This is a genomic window from Shewanella sp. 10N.286.48.B5, from assembly GCF_002874355.2.
Classification (GTDB): domain Bacteria; phylum Pseudomonadota; class Gammaproteobacteria; order Enterobacterales; family Shewanellaceae; genus Shewanella.
This window is the reverse complement of the sequence record NZ_MCVG02000001.1, coordinates 2,603,398-2,621,212: the sequence shown is the minus strand read 5'-3', so window position 1 is coordinate 2,621,212 and position 17,815 is coordinate 2,603,398. Positions and strand designations below refer to the sequence as shown.

20 protein-coding genes are annotated in these 17,815 nt (G+C 41.9%); 18 read left to right on the top strand and 2 right to left on the bottom strand.

Going from position 1 to position 17,815, the window contains the following annotated elements; all coding sequences use genetic code 11:
* Positions 1–169 precede the first annotated feature (169 nt).
* From rpoE to BCU57_RS11160, 12 genes are all read left to right on the top strand, one after another.
* Positions 170–748 carry an RNA polymerase sigma factor RpoE gene (gene rpoE / locus BCU57_RS11215; RefSeq protein ID WP_102439239.1) on the top strand — a complete coding sequence of 193 codons (579 nt, stop codon included), beginning with the start codon at positions 170–172 and terminating at the stop codon, positions 746–748.
* Positions 749–772: 24 nt separating this feature from the next.
* The gene (locus tag BCU57_RS11210; RefSeq protein ID WP_102439238.1) at positions 773–1,387 is read left to right on the top strand and encodes a sigma-E factor negative regulatory protein; all 615 of its coding nucleotides are present in this window, start codon (positions 773–775) and stop codon (positions 1,385–1,387) included.
* Between the two features lie 12 nt (positions 1,388–1,399).
* On the top strand, positions 1,400–2,332 hold the full coding sequence (locus BCU57_RS11205; RefSeq protein ID WP_102439237.1) for a MucB/RseB C-terminal domain-containing protein: 933 nt from the start codon (positions 1,400–1,402) through the stop codon (positions 2,330–2,332).
* Positions 2,333–2,528: 196 nt separating this feature from the next.
* Entirely contained in the window at positions 2,529–2,996 is a 468-nt protein-coding gene (locus tag BCU57_RS11200; RefSeq protein WP_102439284.1) for a SoxR reducing system RseC family protein, read from the top strand.
* Positions 2,997–3,137: 141 nt separating this feature from the next.
* Positions 3,138–4,928, top strand: a complete 1,791-nt coding sequence (gene lepA / locus BCU57_RS11195; protein ID WP_102439236.1) for a translation elongation factor 4 — start codon at positions 3,138–3,140, stop codon at positions 4,926–4,928.
* Between the two features lie 208 nt (positions 4,929–5,136).
* The gene (gene lepB, locus BCU57_RS11190; RefSeq protein WP_102439235.1) at positions 5,137–6,051 is read left to right on the top strand and encodes a signal peptidase I; all 915 of its coding nucleotides are present in this window, start codon (positions 5,137–5,139) and stop codon (positions 6,049–6,051) included.
* Positions 6,051–6,731, top strand: a complete 681-nt coding sequence (gene rnc / locus BCU57_RS11185; RefSeq protein WP_102439234.1) for a ribonuclease III — start codon at positions 6,051–6,053, stop codon at positions 6,729–6,731. Before lepB ends, rnc begins: the two co-directional genes overlap by 1 nt.
* Entirely contained in the window at positions 6,728–7,732 is a 1,005-nt protein-coding gene (era, locus tag BCU57_RS11180) for a GTPase Era (RefSeq protein ID WP_102439233.1), read from the top strand. The genes rnc and era overlap by 4 nt, the downstream gene beginning before the upstream one ends.
* A 47-nt stretch (positions 7,733–7,779) precedes the next feature.
* The gene (gene recO, locus BCU57_RS11175; RefSeq protein ID WP_102439232.1) at positions 7,780–8,487 is read left to right on the top strand and encodes a DNA repair protein RecO; all 708 of its coding nucleotides are present in this window, start codon (positions 7,780–7,782) and stop codon (positions 8,485–8,487) included.
* Positions 8,488–8,600: 113 nt separating this feature from the next.
* Positions 8,601–9,338 (top strand): pyridoxine 5'-phosphate synthase, encoded by a 738-nt coding sequence (gene pdxJ / locus BCU57_RS11170; RefSeq protein WP_102439231.1) that lies wholly within the window; start codon positions 8,601–8,603, stop codon positions 9,336–9,338.
* Positions 9,338–9,718, top strand: coding sequence for a holo-ACP synthase (gene acpS, locus BCU57_RS11165; protein ID WP_102439230.1), 381 nt, complete (start codon positions 9,338–9,340; stop codon positions 9,716–9,718). Before pdxJ ends, acpS begins: the two co-directional genes overlap by 1 nt.
* 158 nt (positions 9,719–9,876) lie before the next feature.
* Positions 9,877–10,419 carry a DUF962 domain-containing protein gene (locus BCU57_RS11160; RefSeq protein ID WP_102439229.1) on the top strand — a complete coding sequence of 181 codons (543 nt, stop codon included), beginning with the start codon at positions 9,877–9,879 and terminating at the stop codon, positions 10,417–10,419.
* Between the two features lie 78 nt (positions 10,420–10,497).
* Here BCU57_RS11160 and BCU57_RS11155 read toward each other — a convergent pair whose 3' ends face one another.
* On the bottom strand, positions 10,498–11,781 hold the full coding sequence (locus tag BCU57_RS11155) for an HlyC/CorC family transporter (protein ID WP_102439228.1): 1,284 nt from the start codon (positions 11,779–11,781) through the stop codon (positions 10,498–10,500).
* Between the two features lie 101 nt (positions 11,782–11,882).
* Positions 11,883–12,671: an inner membrane protein YpjD gene (locus BCU57_RS11150; RefSeq protein WP_102439227.1), complete on the bottom strand. Its 789-nt coding sequence runs from the start codon at positions 12,669–12,671 to the stop codon at positions 11,883–11,885.
* 266 nt (positions 12,672–12,937) lie between these two features.
* Between BCU57_RS11150 and ffh the strand changes: the two genes are divergently transcribed.
* The 6 genes from ffh (at position 12,938) to BCU57_RS11120 (ending at position 17,801) form a co-directional block, all read left to right on the top strand.
* Positions 12,938–14,311: a signal recognition particle protein gene (gene ffh / locus BCU57_RS11145; protein ID WP_102439226.1), complete on the top strand. Its 1,374-nt coding sequence runs from the start codon at positions 12,938–12,940 to the stop codon at positions 14,309–14,311.
* 216 nt (positions 14,312–14,527) lie between these two features.
* Positions 14,528–14,779 carry a 30S ribosomal protein S16 gene (rpsP, locus tag BCU57_RS11140; protein WP_102439225.1) on the top strand — a complete coding sequence of 84 codons (252 nt, stop codon included), beginning with the start codon at positions 14,528–14,530 and terminating at the stop codon, positions 14,777–14,779.
* A gap of 18 nt (positions 14,780–14,797) precedes the next feature.
* Positions 14,798–15,328, top strand: coding sequence for a ribosome maturation factor RimM (rimM, locus tag BCU57_RS11135; protein ID WP_076542574.1), 531 nt, complete (start codon positions 14,798–14,800; stop codon positions 15,326–15,328).
* Between the two features lie 15 nt (positions 15,329–15,343).
* Positions 15,344–16,090, top strand: a complete 747-nt coding sequence (gene trmD / locus BCU57_RS11130) for a tRNA (guanosine(37)-N1)-methyltransferase TrmD (RefSeq protein ID WP_102439224.1) — start codon at positions 15,344–15,346, stop codon at positions 16,088–16,090.
* A 35-nt stretch (positions 16,091–16,125) separates the two neighbouring features.
* Positions 16,126–16,479 (top strand): 50S ribosomal protein L19, encoded by a 354-nt coding sequence (rplS, locus tag BCU57_RS11125; RefSeq protein WP_076542580.1) that lies wholly within the window; start codon positions 16,126–16,128, stop codon positions 16,477–16,479.
* Between the two features lie 248 nt (positions 16,480–16,727).
* On the top strand, positions 16,728–17,801 hold the full coding sequence (locus tag BCU57_RS11120; protein WP_076542582.1) for a 3-deoxy-7-phosphoheptulonate synthase: 1,074 nt from the start codon (positions 16,728–16,730) through the stop codon (positions 17,799–17,801).
* The last annotated feature ends 14 nt before the right edge of the window (positions 17,802–17,815 follow it).

Below are 17,815 nucleotides of genomic sequence, written 5' to 3'. Positions count from 1 at the left end.
TGGGTACTTAGACATTACTATTAGATGGGGTAATCGCTAATTTTTTAATTAAATTAATTTTTTTTCATTCAATATCGAACTTTTTCAAAGCATGCGAGTCTACTTTAATGTGAATATGATTCGAGCGACTGAGAAATCAGTATTATAGATTTAGGAGTAGTCGGCTCGGATGAGTGGACAAATAAGTGATCAACAGTTAGTTGAACGTGTTCAGCGTGGTGATAAAAACGCCTTCAATTTGCTAGTCCAAAAATACCAAAATAAGGTAATGAGCTTAATTTCGAGATACATACGAAACCAAGCGGACATAGCAGATGTTGCACAAGAAGCCTTTATTAAAGCTTACCGTGCATTACCCAACTTTCGGGGTGAAAGTGCTTTTTATACTTGGCTTTACCGCATTGCAGTAAACACTGCAAAAAATCATTTGGTTTCTCAGAGCAGAAAAACACCGGCTAACAGTGTTGACGCCGAAGAAGCTGAATACTACGAAGGCAGCGATGCATTAAAGGAATTTGCTTCACCAGAACGCTTGGTGTTATCAGATGAAATTAATCGGGTGATTTTTGAAACGTTAGAAACGTTGCCAGAAGAATTGAAAATTGCAATATCATTACGAGAACTCGATGGTATGAGTTACGAGGATATTGCCAATATCATGGATTGTCCTGTTGGGACGGTGAGATCAAGGATCTTCCGCGCACGGGAATCAATCGATAAAAAACTCCAGCCTTTGCTGGAACAGTAACAGTCTTTATGACATGGGTGAAAAATGCTAAAATCAGGTCAAGAATGGGTTTCATCAGCAGTTGACGGCGAAGTTGATGCAAAAACATTAGCGGAATTGTCAGCAGACGAAGGCTCACATAGCAAATGGCAAAACTATCACATGATAGGCGATGCAATGCGCGGCGAGTTACCACAGACAATTGATTTGGATCTTTCTGCTAATATTGCAGCGGCAATAGAATTAGAGCCAGCCATTATTGCACCTCAGACTCAAACAACTTCAGTACATGATACTGAAACCGTGAACGAGACTAAGAAAGATAATGTGGTACCGTTTTTCAAACAGTTTGGTCAATATGCAATTGCTGCAACTGTGGCTATGGTAGCAATTGTTGGTGTGCAAAATTATGAGCAAGACCCAAGTGTCGACTCACCATTACCTGTGTTAAATACTCGTCCTTTAATTGGGACTGCGTCACCTGTTAGTCTCCAAACTGGGGCTGTACAAAATCAATCTAATATCAGTAACGATAATATGGTTGAGCAACGTCGCCGTATAAATTCTTATATCCAAGACCATATGCTACAACAAAGGTTGAATTCAGGTGCGGTTGTGGACAACAATAGCGAAATTGAACTAAACGATTTTAATCATTAATTCGGAGTTAGCTTGCGTCTAATCCTGTTAGTACTTGCTGTATTGGCTTTCCCTAGTATTGCCGAAGAAGAAAAATCAGCGAAAGCTTGGCTTGAAAGTATGAGCCAAGCATTACAAACCAAACAATTCAAATCTTCTATTATTCAACTGCAAGCCGACCACATACGACCACTGGTTTATCTGCATGGTACGGTCAATGATAAAGAAGTCGCTTTTCTAGAGTACCTCAATGGCCCCCCTAAAAATGCGGTCAGAGTTGCTGATACGGTAACATTTATTGAGCATGACCAACCGGCATACAGCATCAGCGCTCCCCGTATTCAAGGTCTTTGGCCTGCTATTTTTGCATCTAATATCAATTCTTTAGAGCAGGGGTATCAATTTGTTTTAGGTGGAAGAAGCCGTATAGCTGGGCGCCCTGGGCAAATGATCCGCATTATTCCGGTTGATGAACACCGCTTTATGTCACAAGTTTGGGTGGACATGGAAACCCATTTACCACTGCGTTATGACATGATTAACCAAGACAAACAGCTTATTGAGCAAATGATGGTCATTGAGCTAATAGAGCTTGGTGAGCCAGCGAGCATTTTAGTCGAAGCTGAAAAGCAAGAACTGCCGCCTGTGATGAACCCAGCTGAACGGATTGAAGGACAGAATTGGCAATTTACTTGGTTACCTGCAGGGTTTCATTTAGTAGTAAAAGATCATCACCGCTTACTTGGCAGTGATGAATCAGTTGAATATATCGCTTTAACCGATGGCTTAGTTAACATTTCAGTGTATGTGGCCAGAATGGGTGATAGTCCAATGCCTGATGAGCTAATTACCCGCAACGGCCTTTCAATGGTGGTTGAGCAAGTGGGCAATGTTGAAGTAGTTGCTGTGGGTAAAGTGCCTGCAGATACGCTTAATCGTATTGCTAAAAGCCTAGTGTTGAAATAAAGATTCTTGAAATAAATGGTCTTGAAATAAATGGTCTTGAAATAACGAGTATTAAAGTAACTAGCCATAAAACAAGCGTTAAAATAAGTGCTAGAATCACTAGCACTTAACCTACAGGGCGCCTTTCGCTATGACTCAACAAGTAGACTCAACATCAGCGCAAAAACCTCAATCACCTCCAGCATTATCGCAATCGATGTTGGAGGAGGTGGCGACGGTAATCGCTTACGATCCCAAAGGGTGGGTCACCGTTGAGATTGAACTTAAGAGTGCTTGTAATCATTGTTCAAGCAGTGACAATTGTGGCACCTCAACGGTTGCTAAAGCCTTTTCGATTAAAAAGCAGCAATTCTCTCTGATGGCAGAACAAGCCTGCGAAGCGGGTGATTTACTGAAACTTGCTCTGCCTGAATCCGTGATATTAAAAGCAGCAATGCTGGTTTATATCACTCCTTTAGTTGGGTTATTTTTAGGCGCTATTATGGGGCAGGGCTTAGCTGGTCTTTTGGATATCAACACTGACCATGGCGCAATGATGCTTGCAGCGATAGGCAGTTTCATGGCTTGGAAAGCCGGTAAAAGCAAAGCGCTAACGCTTGAAAAAGCCTCGACGCCCATCATTACAGCGTATTTAGGCCAAGGGATCAGCCTTTCGCGGGGGTAGATAGCATTATTTATCAGATATGAAGGGCGATTTTATTATTGTTTTTTGTCCAGTTATTGATTGTGATTGGTATTAACCCCTTTATCAGGTACAATTCGACCTCATTATATCCACCATTTTAGTAGTAGCCATTTCACCCACATGAAACACATTAGAAACTTCTCAATTATTGCCCATATCGACCATGGCAAATCAACATTGTCTGATCGCCTTATCCAATTTTGTGGTGGTTTATCAGACCGTGAAATGGACGTTCAAGTTCTCGATTCTATGGATATCGAACGTGAGCGCGGCATTACCATTAAAGCGCAGAGTGTTACCCTCGACTATAAAGCCGATGATGGTGAAACTTATCAGCTGAACTTCATTGATACACCCGGCCACGTTGACTTCTCTTATGAAGTATCCCGTTCACTTGCTGCGTGTGAAGGTGCATTGCTAGTAGTTGATGCCGGTCAAGGCGTTGAAGCACAGACACTTGCAAACTGTTACACCGCCTTAGAAATGAATCTTGATGTGGTACCGATTTTAAATAAAATCGATTTACCTCAAGCCGATCCTGAGCGTGTCGCTGCAGAAATCGAAGATATTGTTGGTATCGATGCTATGGAAGCTGTGCGCTGCTCAGCTAAAACGGGTATCGGTATTAAAGATGTACTAGAAGTCATCGTATCGGATATCCCACCACCAGAAGGTGATATCGATGCACCACTTCAAGCGCTGATTATTGATTCATGGTTTGATAGTTACCTTGGTGTTGTCTCGTTAGTACGTATTAAGCATGGCGTCTTGAAAAAAGGTGACAAGTTTAAAGTTATGTCTACCGGTCAAAACTACAATGCTGACCGTGTTGGTATCTTTACGCCTAAACAAACAGATACACCTGAGCTTAAAGCCGGTGAAGTTGGCTTTGTTATTTCGGGCATTAAAGAAATTCACGGCGCACCAGTAGGTGATACCTTAACTCACGCTAAACATGGTGCCGAAGAGCCTTTACCTGGGTTTAAAAAGGTTACACCGCAAGTTTATGCCGGTGTATTCCCAATTTCGACAGATGAGTTTGAAAGCTTCCGTGATGCATTAAACAAGCTAAGCTTGAACGATGCATCGCTGTTTTTCGAGCCTGAATCATCTTCAGCATTAGGTTTTGGTTTCCGTATTGGTTACCTTGGCTTATTGCACATGGAAATCATTCAAGAGCGTCTTGAGCGTGAATACAACCTTGATTTGATTACCACAGCACCGACTGTTGTTTATGAAGTTCAATTGAACAATGGTGAGGTGGTGTATGTAGATAACCCATCAGATTTACCGCCAATCAATAACATCGACATGATCCGTGAACCTATTGTTGAAGCAAACATGTTGGTGCCTAAAGAGTACTTGGGTAACGTTATCACTTTATGTGTCGAGAAGCGTGGCGTACAAACCAATATGGTTTATCACGGTAATCAAGTTTCTGTGACTTACGAATTGCCAATGGCTGAAGTCGTCATGGATTTCTTTGATAGATTGAAATCAACCAGTCGTGGTTATGCCTCATTAGAGTATAACTTTATTCGTTTTGAAGAAGCGGATATGGTGCGTTTAGATATCTTGATCAATGGTGACAGAGTTGATGCGCTAGCAATGGTTATTCATCGTTCAAACATTCGTCATCGCGGCTTAGCTTTAGTTGATAAAATGAAAGAGCTGATCCCAAGACAGATGTTTGATATCGCGATTCAAGCTGCGGTGGGTAGTCAGATTATTGCCCGCTCAAACATTAAAGCAATGCGTAAAGACGTTACCGCTAAATGTTATGGTGGTGATGTCTCGCGTAAGAAGAAACTACTAAATAAGCAAAAAGAAGGTAAGAAGCGCATGAAGCAAGTCGGTAACGTTGAAGTGCCTCAAGAAGCGTTCTTAGCTGTATTGAAACTTAATGATTAATCCTGCATAGGTTTCATTAGAGTTCAGATAACGCCGCAGTTTGCGGCGTTGTCATTAGCAAAAGTTAATTTTGCAACAACGGTTTATTCGTATAATTTGTAACATTACAGTTAGTGCTTAACGATGTATTCCATAGGATACTCATTATTCAGCGGTTTATTCATTAAACTATTATTTGAAAGTGTTAAAGGCAGGAGCTTAAATTTCAATGGCAGCCCATTTTTCTCTTATTTTAACCATAATAACCCTTGTGAGTGGGTTAATTTGGTTAATCGATGCAACGATATTTGCCCCTAAACGTCGTGAAAGCTTAGCCCTTGCAGAAGCAAAGCAACCTGATTTGAGTGATGATGCAAAATACAGCATTACGCGTGAATCAACCTTGGTTGAATTTGCCCATTCAATTTTTCCGGTTATCGCATTTGTATTGATATTGCGTTCATTTATTTATGAGCCATTTCAAATACCATCAGGCTCAATGAAACCGACTTTACTGGTAGGTGATTTTATTCTGGTAGAAAAATTCAGTTATGGTTTACGTGACCCCGTCTTTCGCAGCAAGCTAATTGAAACAGGTGAGCCTGAGCGTGGCGATGTGTTTGTGTTCAAATATCCTAAGCAGCCTGAAATAGACTATATTAAAAGAGTGGTTGGTTTACCCGGTGACCGTATTATTTACCAAAATAAGCAATTTCTTATTCAGCCTAAATGTGATGCAGCAACAAATTGTCCGCCAGCAAAAGCAATTAAGCTAACGCCAGTTAATCGTGGTGAGTTTACCCATGAAGGTGTGTCGTTATCTCGCTATACCGAGCAGTTAACTGATGTAGAACATGATATTTTAATCAACCCATCTCGCCCTGATTTTAGCTCACATTTCTTTGAGCAACCGGGTACGGCAGTGGGTGAATTTATTGTGCCAGAAGGTCAGTACTTTGCCATTGGTGATAACCGTGACAACAGCACTGATAGCCGCTTTTGGGGCTTTGTCCCTGAAGCTAACTTAGTAGGTAAAGCGGTAGCGATTTGGATTAGTTTTGAATTTGAACGACCTGCAAGTAGTTGGTTACCAACATGGGTACCAACCGGGGTGCGTTTTGACAGAGTAGGTGCGATCAAGTAATGGAACCAATTAAAAACTTACCGCGACTGTGTCGTACGCTGGGTTATGAGTTTACTAATGTTGATTTATTAACTCAGGCATTAACTCATCGTAGTGCTGCATCAAAACATAATGAGCGCCTAGAGTTTCTAGGTGACTCGATTTTATCAATCATTATTTCTGATGCCCTTTATCATCAGTTCCCTAAGGCTACTGAAGGTGATTTAAGCCGTATGCGTTCCACCTTAGTCAAAGGTGAAACCTTAACGGTTATCGCAAAAGAATTTAAGCTAGGCGATTACCTCTACTTAGGCCCTGGCGAGCTTAAAAGTGGTGGATTTAGACGTGAGTCTATTTTAGCTGATGCGGTTGAAGCAATTATCGGGGCGATTTATTTAGATGCTGACATAGAGACCTGTCGTAAGTTATTACTGACCTGGTACCAGCAGCGTTTGGCTGAAATCAAACCTGGCATCAATCAAAAAGATCCGAAAACGATTTTACAAGAATATCTGCAAGGTTATAAAAAGCCCTTACCTGAATACCATGTTGTTGATGTAAAAGGTGAGGCCCATGACCAGACATTTACAGTTGAATGTCGCGTAGCAGAAATCAATAAAGTAGTGACAGGCGTCAGTACTTCAAGAAGAAAAGCTGAGCAGCTAGCTGCCGCTCAGGTATTGGAGCTTATTAATAAATGACCAAAAAAACAGACTTGCCAGAGAACTCACCAGTTGAGCCGAGTTTAGATGAATTATTGGCAAGGATGAATGGCGCTGCGCCAGCCGCTACAGCAAAATACGAGATCACCTATTGTGGCATGGTTGCTATTGTCGGCCGCCCTAATGTGGGTAAATCGACCTTACTGAACAAGTTACTTGGGCAGAAGGTCAGTATTACCTCTAAAAAACCGCAAACCACTCGTCATCGCATTATGGGTATCCATACCGATGAAGCTAGGCAAATTGTTTTTGTTGATACTCCAGGCTTACATATTGAAGAAAAGCGTGCGATTAACCGCCTCATGAACCGTGCTGCAGCAAGTTCGCTTGCTGATGTCTGCATGGTTGTGTTTGTGGTTGATGGCATGACGTGGACTGAAGATGATGAGATGGTGCTCAAGAAATTAGAGCAAGGCAGTGGTCAGCGTAAAACGGTTTTAGCTATCAATAAAGTCGATAATATTAAAGATAAAGAGTCTTTATTCCCTTATCTTGAAAAGTTATCTGCTAAGTTTAAATTTGATGAAATTCTGCCTATCTCGGCTACTAAAGGCACGAATATTCAACGAATTTTAGATTTAGCCAGTGAGTCGTTACCTGAAGCTGGATTTTATTTCCCAGAAGATTACGTCACTGACCGTTCGCAACGCTTTATGGCATCAGAAATTGTCCGTGAAAAGCTAATGCGCTTCTTAGGTGATGAATTGCCTTATGATGCCACCGTTGAGATTGAACAGTTCAAAATGATGGAAAACGGCGTTTATCAAATCAACGCTTTGATTTTGGTCGAGCGTACGGGCCAAAAACGTATGGTTATCGGTAATAAAGGTGAGCGTATCCGCACTATCGCCACCCAAGCTCGACTTGATATGGAAACCTTGTTTGATAATAAAGTTTTCTTAGAAGTTTGGGTTAAGGTTAAGTCAGGCTGGGCAGATGACGAACGTGCTTTACGAAGCTTAGGCTATGGTGAAGACTAAGCCGATGCTTTACTTAATACCGACTTTAGCGACTGTGTAACCCTGTTATGTTAAGGGGGTACATACTACATCATCGACCATACAGAGAATCCAGTGTGATCGTTAACCTGTTAGTTGATGATGTAGGAAGGGTCGATGCCTTAGTCAGAGTAGGTAGCGGAAAAAAATCCCTTAAAAGTATCATTCAGCCATTTCAGCCGCTGATATTCCAGTTCAATAGCAAATCAGGCTCTACTGATTCTTCGCTTAAATTTATTACCCAAGTTGAACCCGCAGCGCCGGCATTACCCCTTAAAGCTGAAAGTTTATATTCTGCTATGTATCTTAATGAGCTGCTGGTTAGGGTACTTAATTCAGGCCAACATGCTGAAGGGTTATTCCTGCATTATCACCGCAGTTTAATGGGCTTGGCGCAGCAATTTAGTTCCAGTCATTTACGCTATTTTGAGATGGAGCTACTTTTAGAATTAGGTGCTTTGCCATCACTGGACTACGACACCTTAGGTGAGATGATCATGGCAGGTTGCAGCTATCGTTTTGTTACTGATGCCGGTTTTGCTGTCGTAAATCAAGCCGCATCAGAGCATTTTACAAGCAGTCGTAACTTGCTCGCTGGTGAGATGCTCATTCAGCTCAAGCAAAAACAATTAACCCCAGAGCACCTAAATCAAGCCAAAGGGCTCATGCGCTATCTGTTAACGCCGCTATTAGGCGGTAAGCCATTACTTAGCCGTAAGTTATTTATTAAACAATAACTTTTTAATATATGAGCAGCCAGTGGTTTACATTAGAATAGGCCCACTAGTTTGTAATATTACTTTTTAGATTTGCTAGTTAGCGAGTCAGTTTTGCCAATTAAGGAGCCACAATGAGTGGAATTTTATTAGGAATTAACATCGATCACATTGCCACTCTTCGTCAAGCTCGTGGAACCAGTTACCCTGATCCTATCCATGCCGCAGCGGTTGCAGAACATGCTGGCGCAGATGGCATCACTATTCATTTACGAGAAGATCGCCGCCATATACAAGACCGTGATGTGTATTTGTTGGCTAAAACCCTTAAAACGCGGATGAATTTTGAGTTTGCCGTTACCGATGAAATGATTGCGATAGCCTGTGAAGTCAAGCCCGCCTATGCCTGCCTAGTGCCAGAAAAGCGTGAAGAGCTGACCACAGAAGGTGGCTTAGATGTGGCAGGTCAACTTGATAAAATCACTCAAGCTGTCACGACGTTAGCTGCAGAAGGCATCAAGGTATCTTTATTTATTGATGCCGACAAAAGCCAAATAGATGCTGCTGTAGCATCGGGCGCACCTTATATTGAAATCCATACCGGTTGTTATGCCGATGCTGAAACGGATGCTGAGCAGGCTATAGAGTTGGCGCGCATTACTGAAATGGCCAAATATGCTCACAGTAAAGGCTTGATTGTTAATGCAGGACATGGATTGCATTACCATAACGTCAAAGCTATTGCAGCTATCCCTGAGTTGTATGAGTTAAATATTGGGCATGCTGTTATCGCTAGAGCAGCCATTGACGGTTTAGCGACTGCAGTAAAAGATATGAAAACATTAATGCTAGAAGGGCGTAGAGGCGAATAATGGCCATTGTGGGTATTGGTACAGACATTATTGAGATAAACCGCATTGAGCTGCAATATGCCCGTTTAGGGGATAAGTTAGCTAAGCGTGTACTCACGCCTACAGAGCTTGAAATTTACCAATCTTCAAAAATAGCCCATCGATACCTAGCAAAACGTTTTGCTGCAAAAGAAGCCGCAGCGAAAGCCTTAGGCACTGGTATTGGCCGCGGAGTTTCATTTCAGCATATTCATATCAGTAATGATGACAATGGTGCGCCACTAATTAGCTTTACTGATGGTGCATTAGCAAGGCTTGAGCAACTTGGCGCAACCCGCGGCCATATTACTATTGCTGATGAGCAGCATTATGCCGTTGCAACTGTGATTATTGAGTCTTAGTGACTGAAATTGTTAATATTAAATATCTAAAGGCGCTTAATGCGCTTTTTTTGTGGTTGAGTCTTTTTAGGGCGAAACTTGAGTTTGCTGATATCGATAGGGTAAGTTAACGTGAGTTAACCATTACTCACAAAAAACTAACAACTAAAGGTGGTGATATGAAATCAGCGGTCGAGCAGTTAGCAACTTATAAAAGTGTGCACTTAAACCCGAATAATATTCGCACCCATTTCATCGGCGTACCGCTGATTATCTGGTCAGTATTTTTGATGTTAAATTTTATACCGGTGAATTTGCTGTCTTTGCCAAATTTGTATATCAATGTGAATGTGGCATCCGCGTTTGCTATCGGTACTTTAATTTACTACTTCATCTTGCATAAAGGTTTAGCGTTAGGATTAACGATTTTTATTGTTCCAGTGCTTATCACCACTACGCTGGCAGCGCAGCATGGGGCGGGCTGGCTTGTGGCCATTGCTGTATTTGTTGTTGGTTGGGCGATTCAGTTTATCGGCCATAAATACGAAAAAGCCAAACCAGCTTTTATTGACGATTTAAATCAACTTTTGATAGGGCCGTTTTTTTTAATGGCAGAGTTGTATTTTATGCTTGGCTTTGGCAAAGAACTTGAAGAAGAAATCACCCCAATAGCGCGGGATAAACGCAGAGCGTTAGAGGCTAAAAAGCGTCAAACCGCATAAGTTTGATTGAATTTTTGGTATTAAAAAAGGCGCTCAATGCGCCTTTTTAGCTTTTTAATAGCTTAAAACTAACTAATGTTAGTCATCCTGCTCAACTTCAGTAAGCGCAGCATCCGGTATGACTTTTACCGTTTTAATCATGTTATCTGATACCTCTAAAACCTCAATGTCATAGCGGCCTATTTTAAGGCGAGTACTGGCTGATGGTATCTCTTCAAGGTGTTCGATGATCAACCCATTTAAGGTTTTAGGTCCATCGATGGCAAAATCCCATTTCATTTCTTTATTTAAGTCACGTATGGTGATGCTGGCTTCGATAATGAAACTGCCATCTTGTTGAATATCAATATCTTCACTGGCAGTGGTGATCATTGAAGTGGTGAAATCACCGACAATTTCTTCAAGAATATCTTCTAACGTCACCAAACCTTGAATATCACCATATTCATCCACTACTAAGCCAAAACGTTCTTTATTCTGCTGAAAGTTAGACAGTTGTACCGTTAACGGCGTGCCTTCTGGAATGAAGTACAATTCTTTTACGGCTCTTAATAATGTCGACTTACTAAATTCTTCTTTTGACTGCAGTCTTAAGGCATCACGCAGGTGGATAAAACCGACGGCATCATCGATATTATCGCGATACACTAACACTCGTGTGTGCGGGCTTTGAGTCACCTGTTTATTAATCAGTTTGAATTCGTCATTAACGTTAATGGCATAAATGTCTGAGCGCGGGATCATAATGTCTTCAACCGTGACTTTTTCTAAATCTAGAATCGACAAAAGCATTTCTTGATGTCGCTGCGGGATCAATGCCCCAGCTTCATGAACAACCGTGCGTAATTCTTCTTGACTAAGGGCATCATTAACACTGACATTTTTAATTCCTAATACCCGTAAAAAACCAGAAGTGATTAAGTTAATTACTTTCACTAGCGGCCATAATATCGACAGTAAGGCTTTTAATAGCAAGCTTGACGGAAAGGCAATACGTTCAGGGTGTAAGGCGGCAATGGTTTTTGGGGTGACCTCGGCAAAGATGAGAACCACCAAAGTCAAAACACCTGTGGCAATAGCTACGCCCATGTCACCAAATAAGCGCATGCCAATAATGGTTGCTATAGCAGAGGCTAAGATATTAACCAGATTATTACCAATTAAAATCAGGCCGATTAAGCGGTCGGGTCGCTCTAACATTTTTAGTGCACGAATAGCACCTTTGTGGCCGCTAGCTGCTAAATGACGTAAGCGATAGCGATTTAAGGTCATCATGGCGGTCTCACTACCCGAAAAATAGGCTGAGATACAAATTAACACCAACAGAGAGAAGAGGAGTGCGCTGGTAGAAATAGCGTCCAAAAATGGCTCCAGTTATTGTAGTAAAAAAAAGACGAATGATGAGTATCAATCATTCGTCATGAGTGTCAAGCTTGGTTAATACTATTCAACCAAATATACGGTTATCGTAAAATAATTTCAGTAACGATTCGTGCGCCAAAATAAGCCAGAGAAAGTAACGTTGCCCCAGATAAGGTATATATTACAGCTGTACGAACACGACAACCGATGCTGTAATGCTGCCAAAGCATCACACAGTAAACCACCCAGGCCATAATTGATAAAATAGCCTTGTGACCTTTGCCATCTTCAAACATATCTTCCAAGAAGATAAACCCTGTCGCCAGTGATAATGTTAGTAGCATCACTCCGATAGTCACCAAATGGTACAGCTGTTTTTCAACTGTCATTAATGGCGGCATGCCGGGGCTCATCATGGTTTTCTTGTTTTTCAATTTATTTTGGATTAGCCACAACTGAATAGCGTACAAAGCTGCAATCATCAAGGCACTGTAGGCCATAAGCGATAATACAATATGTGCTAGGATTTCTGGGTGAACATCAAAGTGGATGATGTATTGAGGGGGGATGAGCCACAGCACAGCAACCGAAATAACTGAGCAAGCATAAACCACAGGCACCACAACAATCACTTTTAAGCGGTGCATGATAATGGTAAAGCTAAAGGCAATAATCCAATTAACCAGTGAAATCACATTGGTTAAACTAAAGTTTTGCCCATCAGCGGTAAAAATGGTTTGTGATAATGCAATGCCATGAAGCACAACGGCAATGGATGCAAAGATAGCAACGAGCTTGCGATTGGGACCTTCTACGTGGAAAAGTCGGCTTGTCACTAAAATAAGTGCAATGCAATAAAACAACATCGCCGAAGCTGGGAAAATGACCATCTGGAATAAACCTATCAAGTTATGAGTGCCGTTGTTTTTTACAATATAAAATCAGCACATCTTTAGTTAGTTAAGATTAACACGAACGCCCCCCAATAGTGGAGTGACCTAAGACTCAAAATTTAACAGTTTCCATCATTTAACTGCAAATTCTTTACGAAAGATGATGAATATCAAATCTGATAGCGCAGGCTGATGTCGCATCTTGAAGTAGTTTGGGTATAATGGGCGCCAATTATGGAATCGTTTAAGGTATACAGCAGCGCATGTTTGAGAATCTATCTGACAGACTGTCACGCACCCTCAAGAATATTAGTGGTCGTGGTCGCTTAACCGAAGACAACATTAAAGATACCTTACGTGAAGTGCGCATGGCGCTGCTTGAGGCTGATGTTGCTTTGCCAGTGGTACGCCAATTTGTTAACAGTGTAAAAGAACGCGCTGTTGGTCAAGAGGTGTCAAAAAGTTTAAGTCCAGGACAAGCATTCATTAAAATTGTCCAAAATGAACTTGAAATTGCAATGGGTGAGGCCAATGAAGCCTTAGACCTCGCTAGTCAACCGCCAGCAGTATTAATGATGGCAGGTTTACAAGGTGCGGGTAAAACCACCAGTGTTGCCAAACTGGCTAAATTTTTACGTGAACGCGAAAAGAAATCAGTACTGGTAGTGAGTGCCGATGTTTATCGCCCTGCAGCGATCAAACAGCTAGAAACCTTAGCCACCGAAGTAGAAGTTGAGTTTTTCCCATCGGATGTGAGCCAAAAGCCAGTAGATATTGCTACTGCCGCGATTGCCCATGCCAAGCTTAAGTTCATTGATGTTGTGATTGTCGATACTGCAGGTCGCTTGCATGTTGATGAAGCGATGATGGATGAAATTAAAGACCTTCATGCAGCCGTTAATCCTGTAGAGACGCTCTTTGTTGTCGATGCTATGACTGGCCAAGATGCAGCTAATACTGCAAAATCATTTAATGAAGCATTACCGTTAACCGGTGTGATCCTGACAAAGATTGATGGTGATGCACGTGGCGGCGCGGCGTTATCGATTCGTAATATTACTGGAAAACCGATTAAATTCTTAGGTGTCGGTGAAAAAATTGATGCCCTTGAGCCATTCCACCCTGAGCGTATTGCTTCACGTATTCTTGGTATGGGCGATGTGCTTTCACTCATTGAAGAAGTAGAACGTGGCGTTGATAAAGACAAAGCCATGAAGCTTGCTTCAAAAGTGAAATCAGGTGGCGGCTTTGATTTAGAGGATTTTCGCGAACAACTGCTGCAAATGAAGAATATGGGCGGCATGATGAACATGATTGAAAAGCTGCCAGGTGTAGGCCAATTACCACCCGAAGCGTTAGCCCAAGTTCAAGATGGCAAGATGACCGGCCAAATGGAAGCTATTATTAATTCAATGACACCAGGTGAGCGCAAGCGTCCTGATATCATTAAAGGTTCACGAAAACGTCGTATTGCCTTAGGTTCTGGCACTCAAATTCAGGATGTTAATCGTCTTTTGAAGCAGTTTACTCAAATGCAAAAAATGATGAAAAAAATGTCAGGTAAAGGTGGCATGAAAAAAATGATGCGCAGTATGGGCGGTATGATGCCTCCGGGAATGAAGTTTCCAGGACGTTAATGCCTAAGTTTTTCATGGATATCTATTCAAATACCGCCGGTTAGATTTATTTTGACCTATTGCAGGCATTAGCCTTCGATGTAAAAATCGTCGGATTTGGTTGCAATAGTTGAAAAGTCAGGTAAAATCTTCCGGCTTTCTACTGGGGCCCTTCGCGAACACGGAGTCCCAGTTTTTTATTTTTGCTTCTAGCAAATCATTAGAGGAATAAAACGCATGGTTACCATTCGTTTAGCTCGTGGCGGCGCAAAAAAGCGTCCATTTTACAGTATCGTTGTAGCAGATAGCCGCAATGCACGTGACGGTCGTTTCATCGAACGTGTTGGTTTTTTCAACCCTTTAGCTAAAGGTCAAGAAGAAACTTTACGTTTAGATTTAGATCGTGTTGATCATTGGGTTGCAACTGGTGCTGCAACTTCAGATCGCGTAGCAAAATTGATCAAAGACGCTCGTAAAGCTGTTGCTTAATAGCGTTAAGGTATAAAGATGAGTAGTAATCAACAACCCATCGTACTAGGCAAAATAGGTTCTAGTCATGGTATTAAAGGTTGGATGAAAATCACCTCTTATACCGATTCTGTTGAAGGTATTTTTGAATATTCCCCTTGGTACATAAAAGAACAAGGTGAATGGCGTGAGGTTAAGGTCTCTCAGTGGCGTTTTCAAGGTAAAGCACTCGTGGCTTGCTTAGAAGGCGTAAATACACGAGAGGATGCGCAAGCACTTACAAATTGTGAGATTGCCATTCAGTCAGACCAAATGAAAAACTTGTCAGAAGATGAATTCTACTGGCGAGATTTGATTGGTTGTACTGTGACTAACACCAAAGGTTACAACATGGGTGAAGTTGATCAGATCGTGGAAACAGGATCGAACGACGTACTCCTTGTTAAAGCTAACGTAAAAGATGCTTTTGGCAAAGCGGAACGAATGATTCCCTTTGTCCCTGAGCAGTTCGTCCTTGAGGTGAACTTGCAAAGCAAACAGATATTAGTGGATTGGGATCCAGACTTTTAAGTCGAGGTACATCATATGCGGTTAGGGGTAGTAACCCTGTTTCCTGAGATGTTTCGTGCCGTTACAGACTTTGGAGTCACGGGTCGAGCCGTTAAAAACGGCCTGTTAGAGTTGCAAACGTGGAATCCTCGTGATTTCACCTATGATCGACATAACACTGTTGATGACCGACCTTACGGTGGTGGTCCAGGCATGTTGATGATGGTGCAACCGTTACGCGATGCTATTCATGCAGCGAAAGCTGCGGCAGGTGACGGTGCAAAGGTGATTTATTTATCACCTCAGGGACGTAAGCTGGATCAGCAAGGCGTTTCTGAGTTAAGTAAATCAACAAGTTTAGTGTTGGTATGTGGTCGATACGAAGGTGTTGACGAACGTATTATTCAATCTGAAATTGATGAAGAGTGGTCAATTGGTGATTATGTGCTTTCGGGCGGAGAATTACCGGCGATGACCTTAATTGATTCAGTTGCAAGGTTAGTACCTGGTGTACTAGGTAAGCAAGCGTCAGCAGAGCAAGACTCTTTCTCTGATGGCTTATTGGATTGTCCACACTATACACGCCCTGAAACTTTAGATGGTGTCGGTGTACCAGCAGTGCTTTTAAGCGGTGACCACAAAAAAATTAGACTCTGGCGGTTGCAACAAAGTCTTGGTAGGACTTTTTTAAGACGACCAGAATTATTTGAAAATCTAGCTCTGACTGGCGAACAAAAGACTCTTTTAGCGGAGTTTGTCAAAAATTTAGACAAACCTGTGTAGTCATAAGCCCAGTTATTTCTAGAACGGAGTAAGTTATGAACAACATCATTAAAATGCTCAACGAAGAGCAAATGAAAACAGATGTACCTGAATTTGGTGCTGGTGATACAGTAGTAGTTAAGGTACGTGTAGTTGAAGGCAACAAAGAACGTCTTCAAGCGTTTGAAGGTGTGGTTATCGCTAAGCGTAACCGTGGTCTTCATTCTGCATTTACAGTACGTAAAATCTCTAATGGCGAAGGTGTTGAGCGTGGTTTCCAAACGCACAGTAAACTAGTAGCTAGCATCGAAGTTAAGCGTCGCGGTCGTGTTCGTCGTGCTAAGCTTTACTACTTACGTGATCGTTCAGGTAAATCTGCACGTATCCGTGAAAAGTTGGCAACTAAGTAAGACTAGTTACCCGCTTAAAAAAATTAGATGCAGTGTTCGCACAATAGCCCGCCTTTATGGCGGGTTTTTGTGTTTTTGGAGAAAATTAAATTTAGTGGTTGATTAGTGGCTTAATCCAAGGCATAGTTAGCTCAACCTTGTAATGGTGTAGCGGTACGGTGTTACTTTTTGGTAAGGTCAGTTAGTGCAGTCATGGTTTACGCGATAGCCCCAAGACAGAAATAATTTTTTAAGAAGTGAGAAATATCATGCAGCAAGATACGATTAATAACGTTCATATTAGTTCAGAGAAAGTACTGGTCACCCCAGCAGAATTAAAAAAAGCATTGCCGCTGTCTGATCACGCTTATCAGTACATTCTTGACGCACGTAAAACCGTTGCCGATATTGTCCACAAACGTGACAATCGAGTATTAATCGTTACTGGCCCATGTTCTATTCACGATATCGATGCTGCCAAAGAATACGCCCTAAAGCTTAAAAAATTACATGATGATCTCAGTGATGAGTTTTATATCTTGATGAGGGTTTACTTTGAAAAACCACGCACGACAGTAGGTTGGAAAGGCCTTATCAACGATCCTGATATGGACGAGTCATTCGATGTTGAAAAGGGACTGAGAATGGCGCGTGAGTTGATGATTTGGCTTGCAGAGCTCGAGCTGCCGGTAGCGACTGAAGCGTTAGACCCCATTAGCCCACAATATATGTCAGAGCTGGTGACTTGGTCGGCCATAGGTGCCAGAACCACAGAGTCGCAAACTCACCGTGAAATGGCATCTGGCTTATCCATGCCAGTAGGATTTAAAAACGGCACTGACGGTAAACTTGGAGTGGCGATTAATGCACTGCAATCTGCGGCAAGCAGTCACCGCTTTATGGGCATTAACCAGCAAGGGCAAGTGTCATTACTGCAAACTGCAGGTAACCCCGATGGCCATGTGATTTTACGTGGTGGCAAAACACCTAATTATGATGCTGACAGTGTGGCAGAGTGTGAAGCGCAGTTACATCAAGCCAAATTAAATGCCAGATTGATTATTGATTGTAGTCATGGCAATTCATCAAAAGACTATACAAGACAGACACTAGTTTGCGAGGATGTATTTAAACAAATACATGCAGGTAACCGTTCAATTATTGGGGTGATGCTTGAAAGTCACTTAAATGAAGGTAATCAATCCAGTAATAAGCCTCTGTCAGAACTGGCTTATGGGGTATCGGTAACCGATTCTTGTATAAATTGGCAAACTACTGAGACATTGTTGCGTAGCAATGCTAATTTACTTAAAACAGTATTACCTAATCGATTCGCAGCATAAACGCGGCGATGGAT

Excerpts from the sequence above, each read along its gene's own strand:
- trmD (WP_102439224.1), top strand. The coding sequence starts at position 15,344 with ATGCGGTTAGGGGTAGTAACCCTGTTTCCTGAGATGTTTCGTGCCGTT.
- rplS (WP_076542580.1), top strand. The coding sequence starts at position 16,126 with ATGAACAACATCATTAAAATGCTCAACGAAGAGCAAATGAAAACAGAT.
- BCU57_RS11120 (WP_076542582.1), top strand. The coding sequence starts at position 16,728 with ATGCAGCAAGATACGATTAATAACGTTCATATTAGTTCAGAGAAAGTA.
- era (WP_102439233.1), top strand. The coding sequence starts at position 6,728 with ATGACCAAAAAAACAGACTTGCCAGAGAACTCACCAGTTGAGCCGAGT.
- rnc (WP_102439234.1), top strand. The coding sequence starts at position 6,051 with ATGGAACCAATTAAAAACTTACCGCGACTGTGTCGTACGCTGGGTTAT.
- rpoE (WP_102439239.1), top strand. The coding sequence starts at position 170 with ATGAGTGGACAAATAAGTGATCAACAGTTAGTTGAACGTGTTCAGCGT.
- lepA (WP_102439236.1), top strand. The coding sequence starts at position 3,138 with ATGAAACACATTAGAAACTTCTCAATTATTGCCCATATCGACCATGGC.
- pdxJ (WP_102439231.1), top strand. The coding sequence starts at position 8,601 with ATGAGTGGAATTTTATTAGGAATTAACATCGATCACATTGCCACTCTT.
- recO (WP_102439232.1), top strand. The coding sequence starts at position 7,780 with ATGTTAAGGGGGTACATACTACATCATCGACCATACAGAGAATCCAGT.
- lepB (WP_102439235.1), top strand. The coding sequence starts at position 5,137 with ATGGCAGCCCATTTTTCTCTTATTTTAACCATAATAACCCTTGTGAGT.
- rpsP (WP_102439225.1), top strand. The coding sequence starts at position 14,528 with ATGGTTACCATTCGTTTAGCTCGTGGCGGCGCAAAAAAGCGTCCATTT.
- BCU57_RS11150 (WP_102439227.1), bottom strand. The coding sequence starts at position 12,671 with ATGGTCATTTTCCCAGCTTCGGCGATGTTGTTTTATTGCATTGCACTT.
- BCU57_RS11200 (WP_102439284.1), top strand. The coding sequence starts at position 2,529 with ATGTTGGAGGAGGTGGCGACGGTAATCGCTTACGATCCCAAAGGGTGG.
- rimM (WP_076542574.1), top strand. The coding sequence starts at position 14,798 with ATGAGTAGTAATCAACAACCCATCGTACTAGGCAAAATAGGTTCTAGT.
- acpS (WP_102439230.1), top strand. The coding sequence starts at position 9,338 with ATGGCCATTGTGGGTATTGGTACAGACATTATTGAGATAAACCGCATT.
- BCU57_RS11160 (WP_102439229.1), top strand. The coding sequence starts at position 9,877 with ATGAAATCAGCGGTCGAGCAGTTAGCAACTTATAAAAGTGTGCACTTA.
- ffh (WP_102439226.1), top strand. The coding sequence starts at position 12,938 with ATGTTTGAGAATCTATCTGACAGACTGTCACGCACCCTCAAGAATATT.
- BCU57_RS11210 (WP_102439238.1), top strand. The coding sequence starts at position 773 with ATGCTAAAATCAGGTCAAGAATGGGTTTCATCAGCAGTTGACGGCGAA.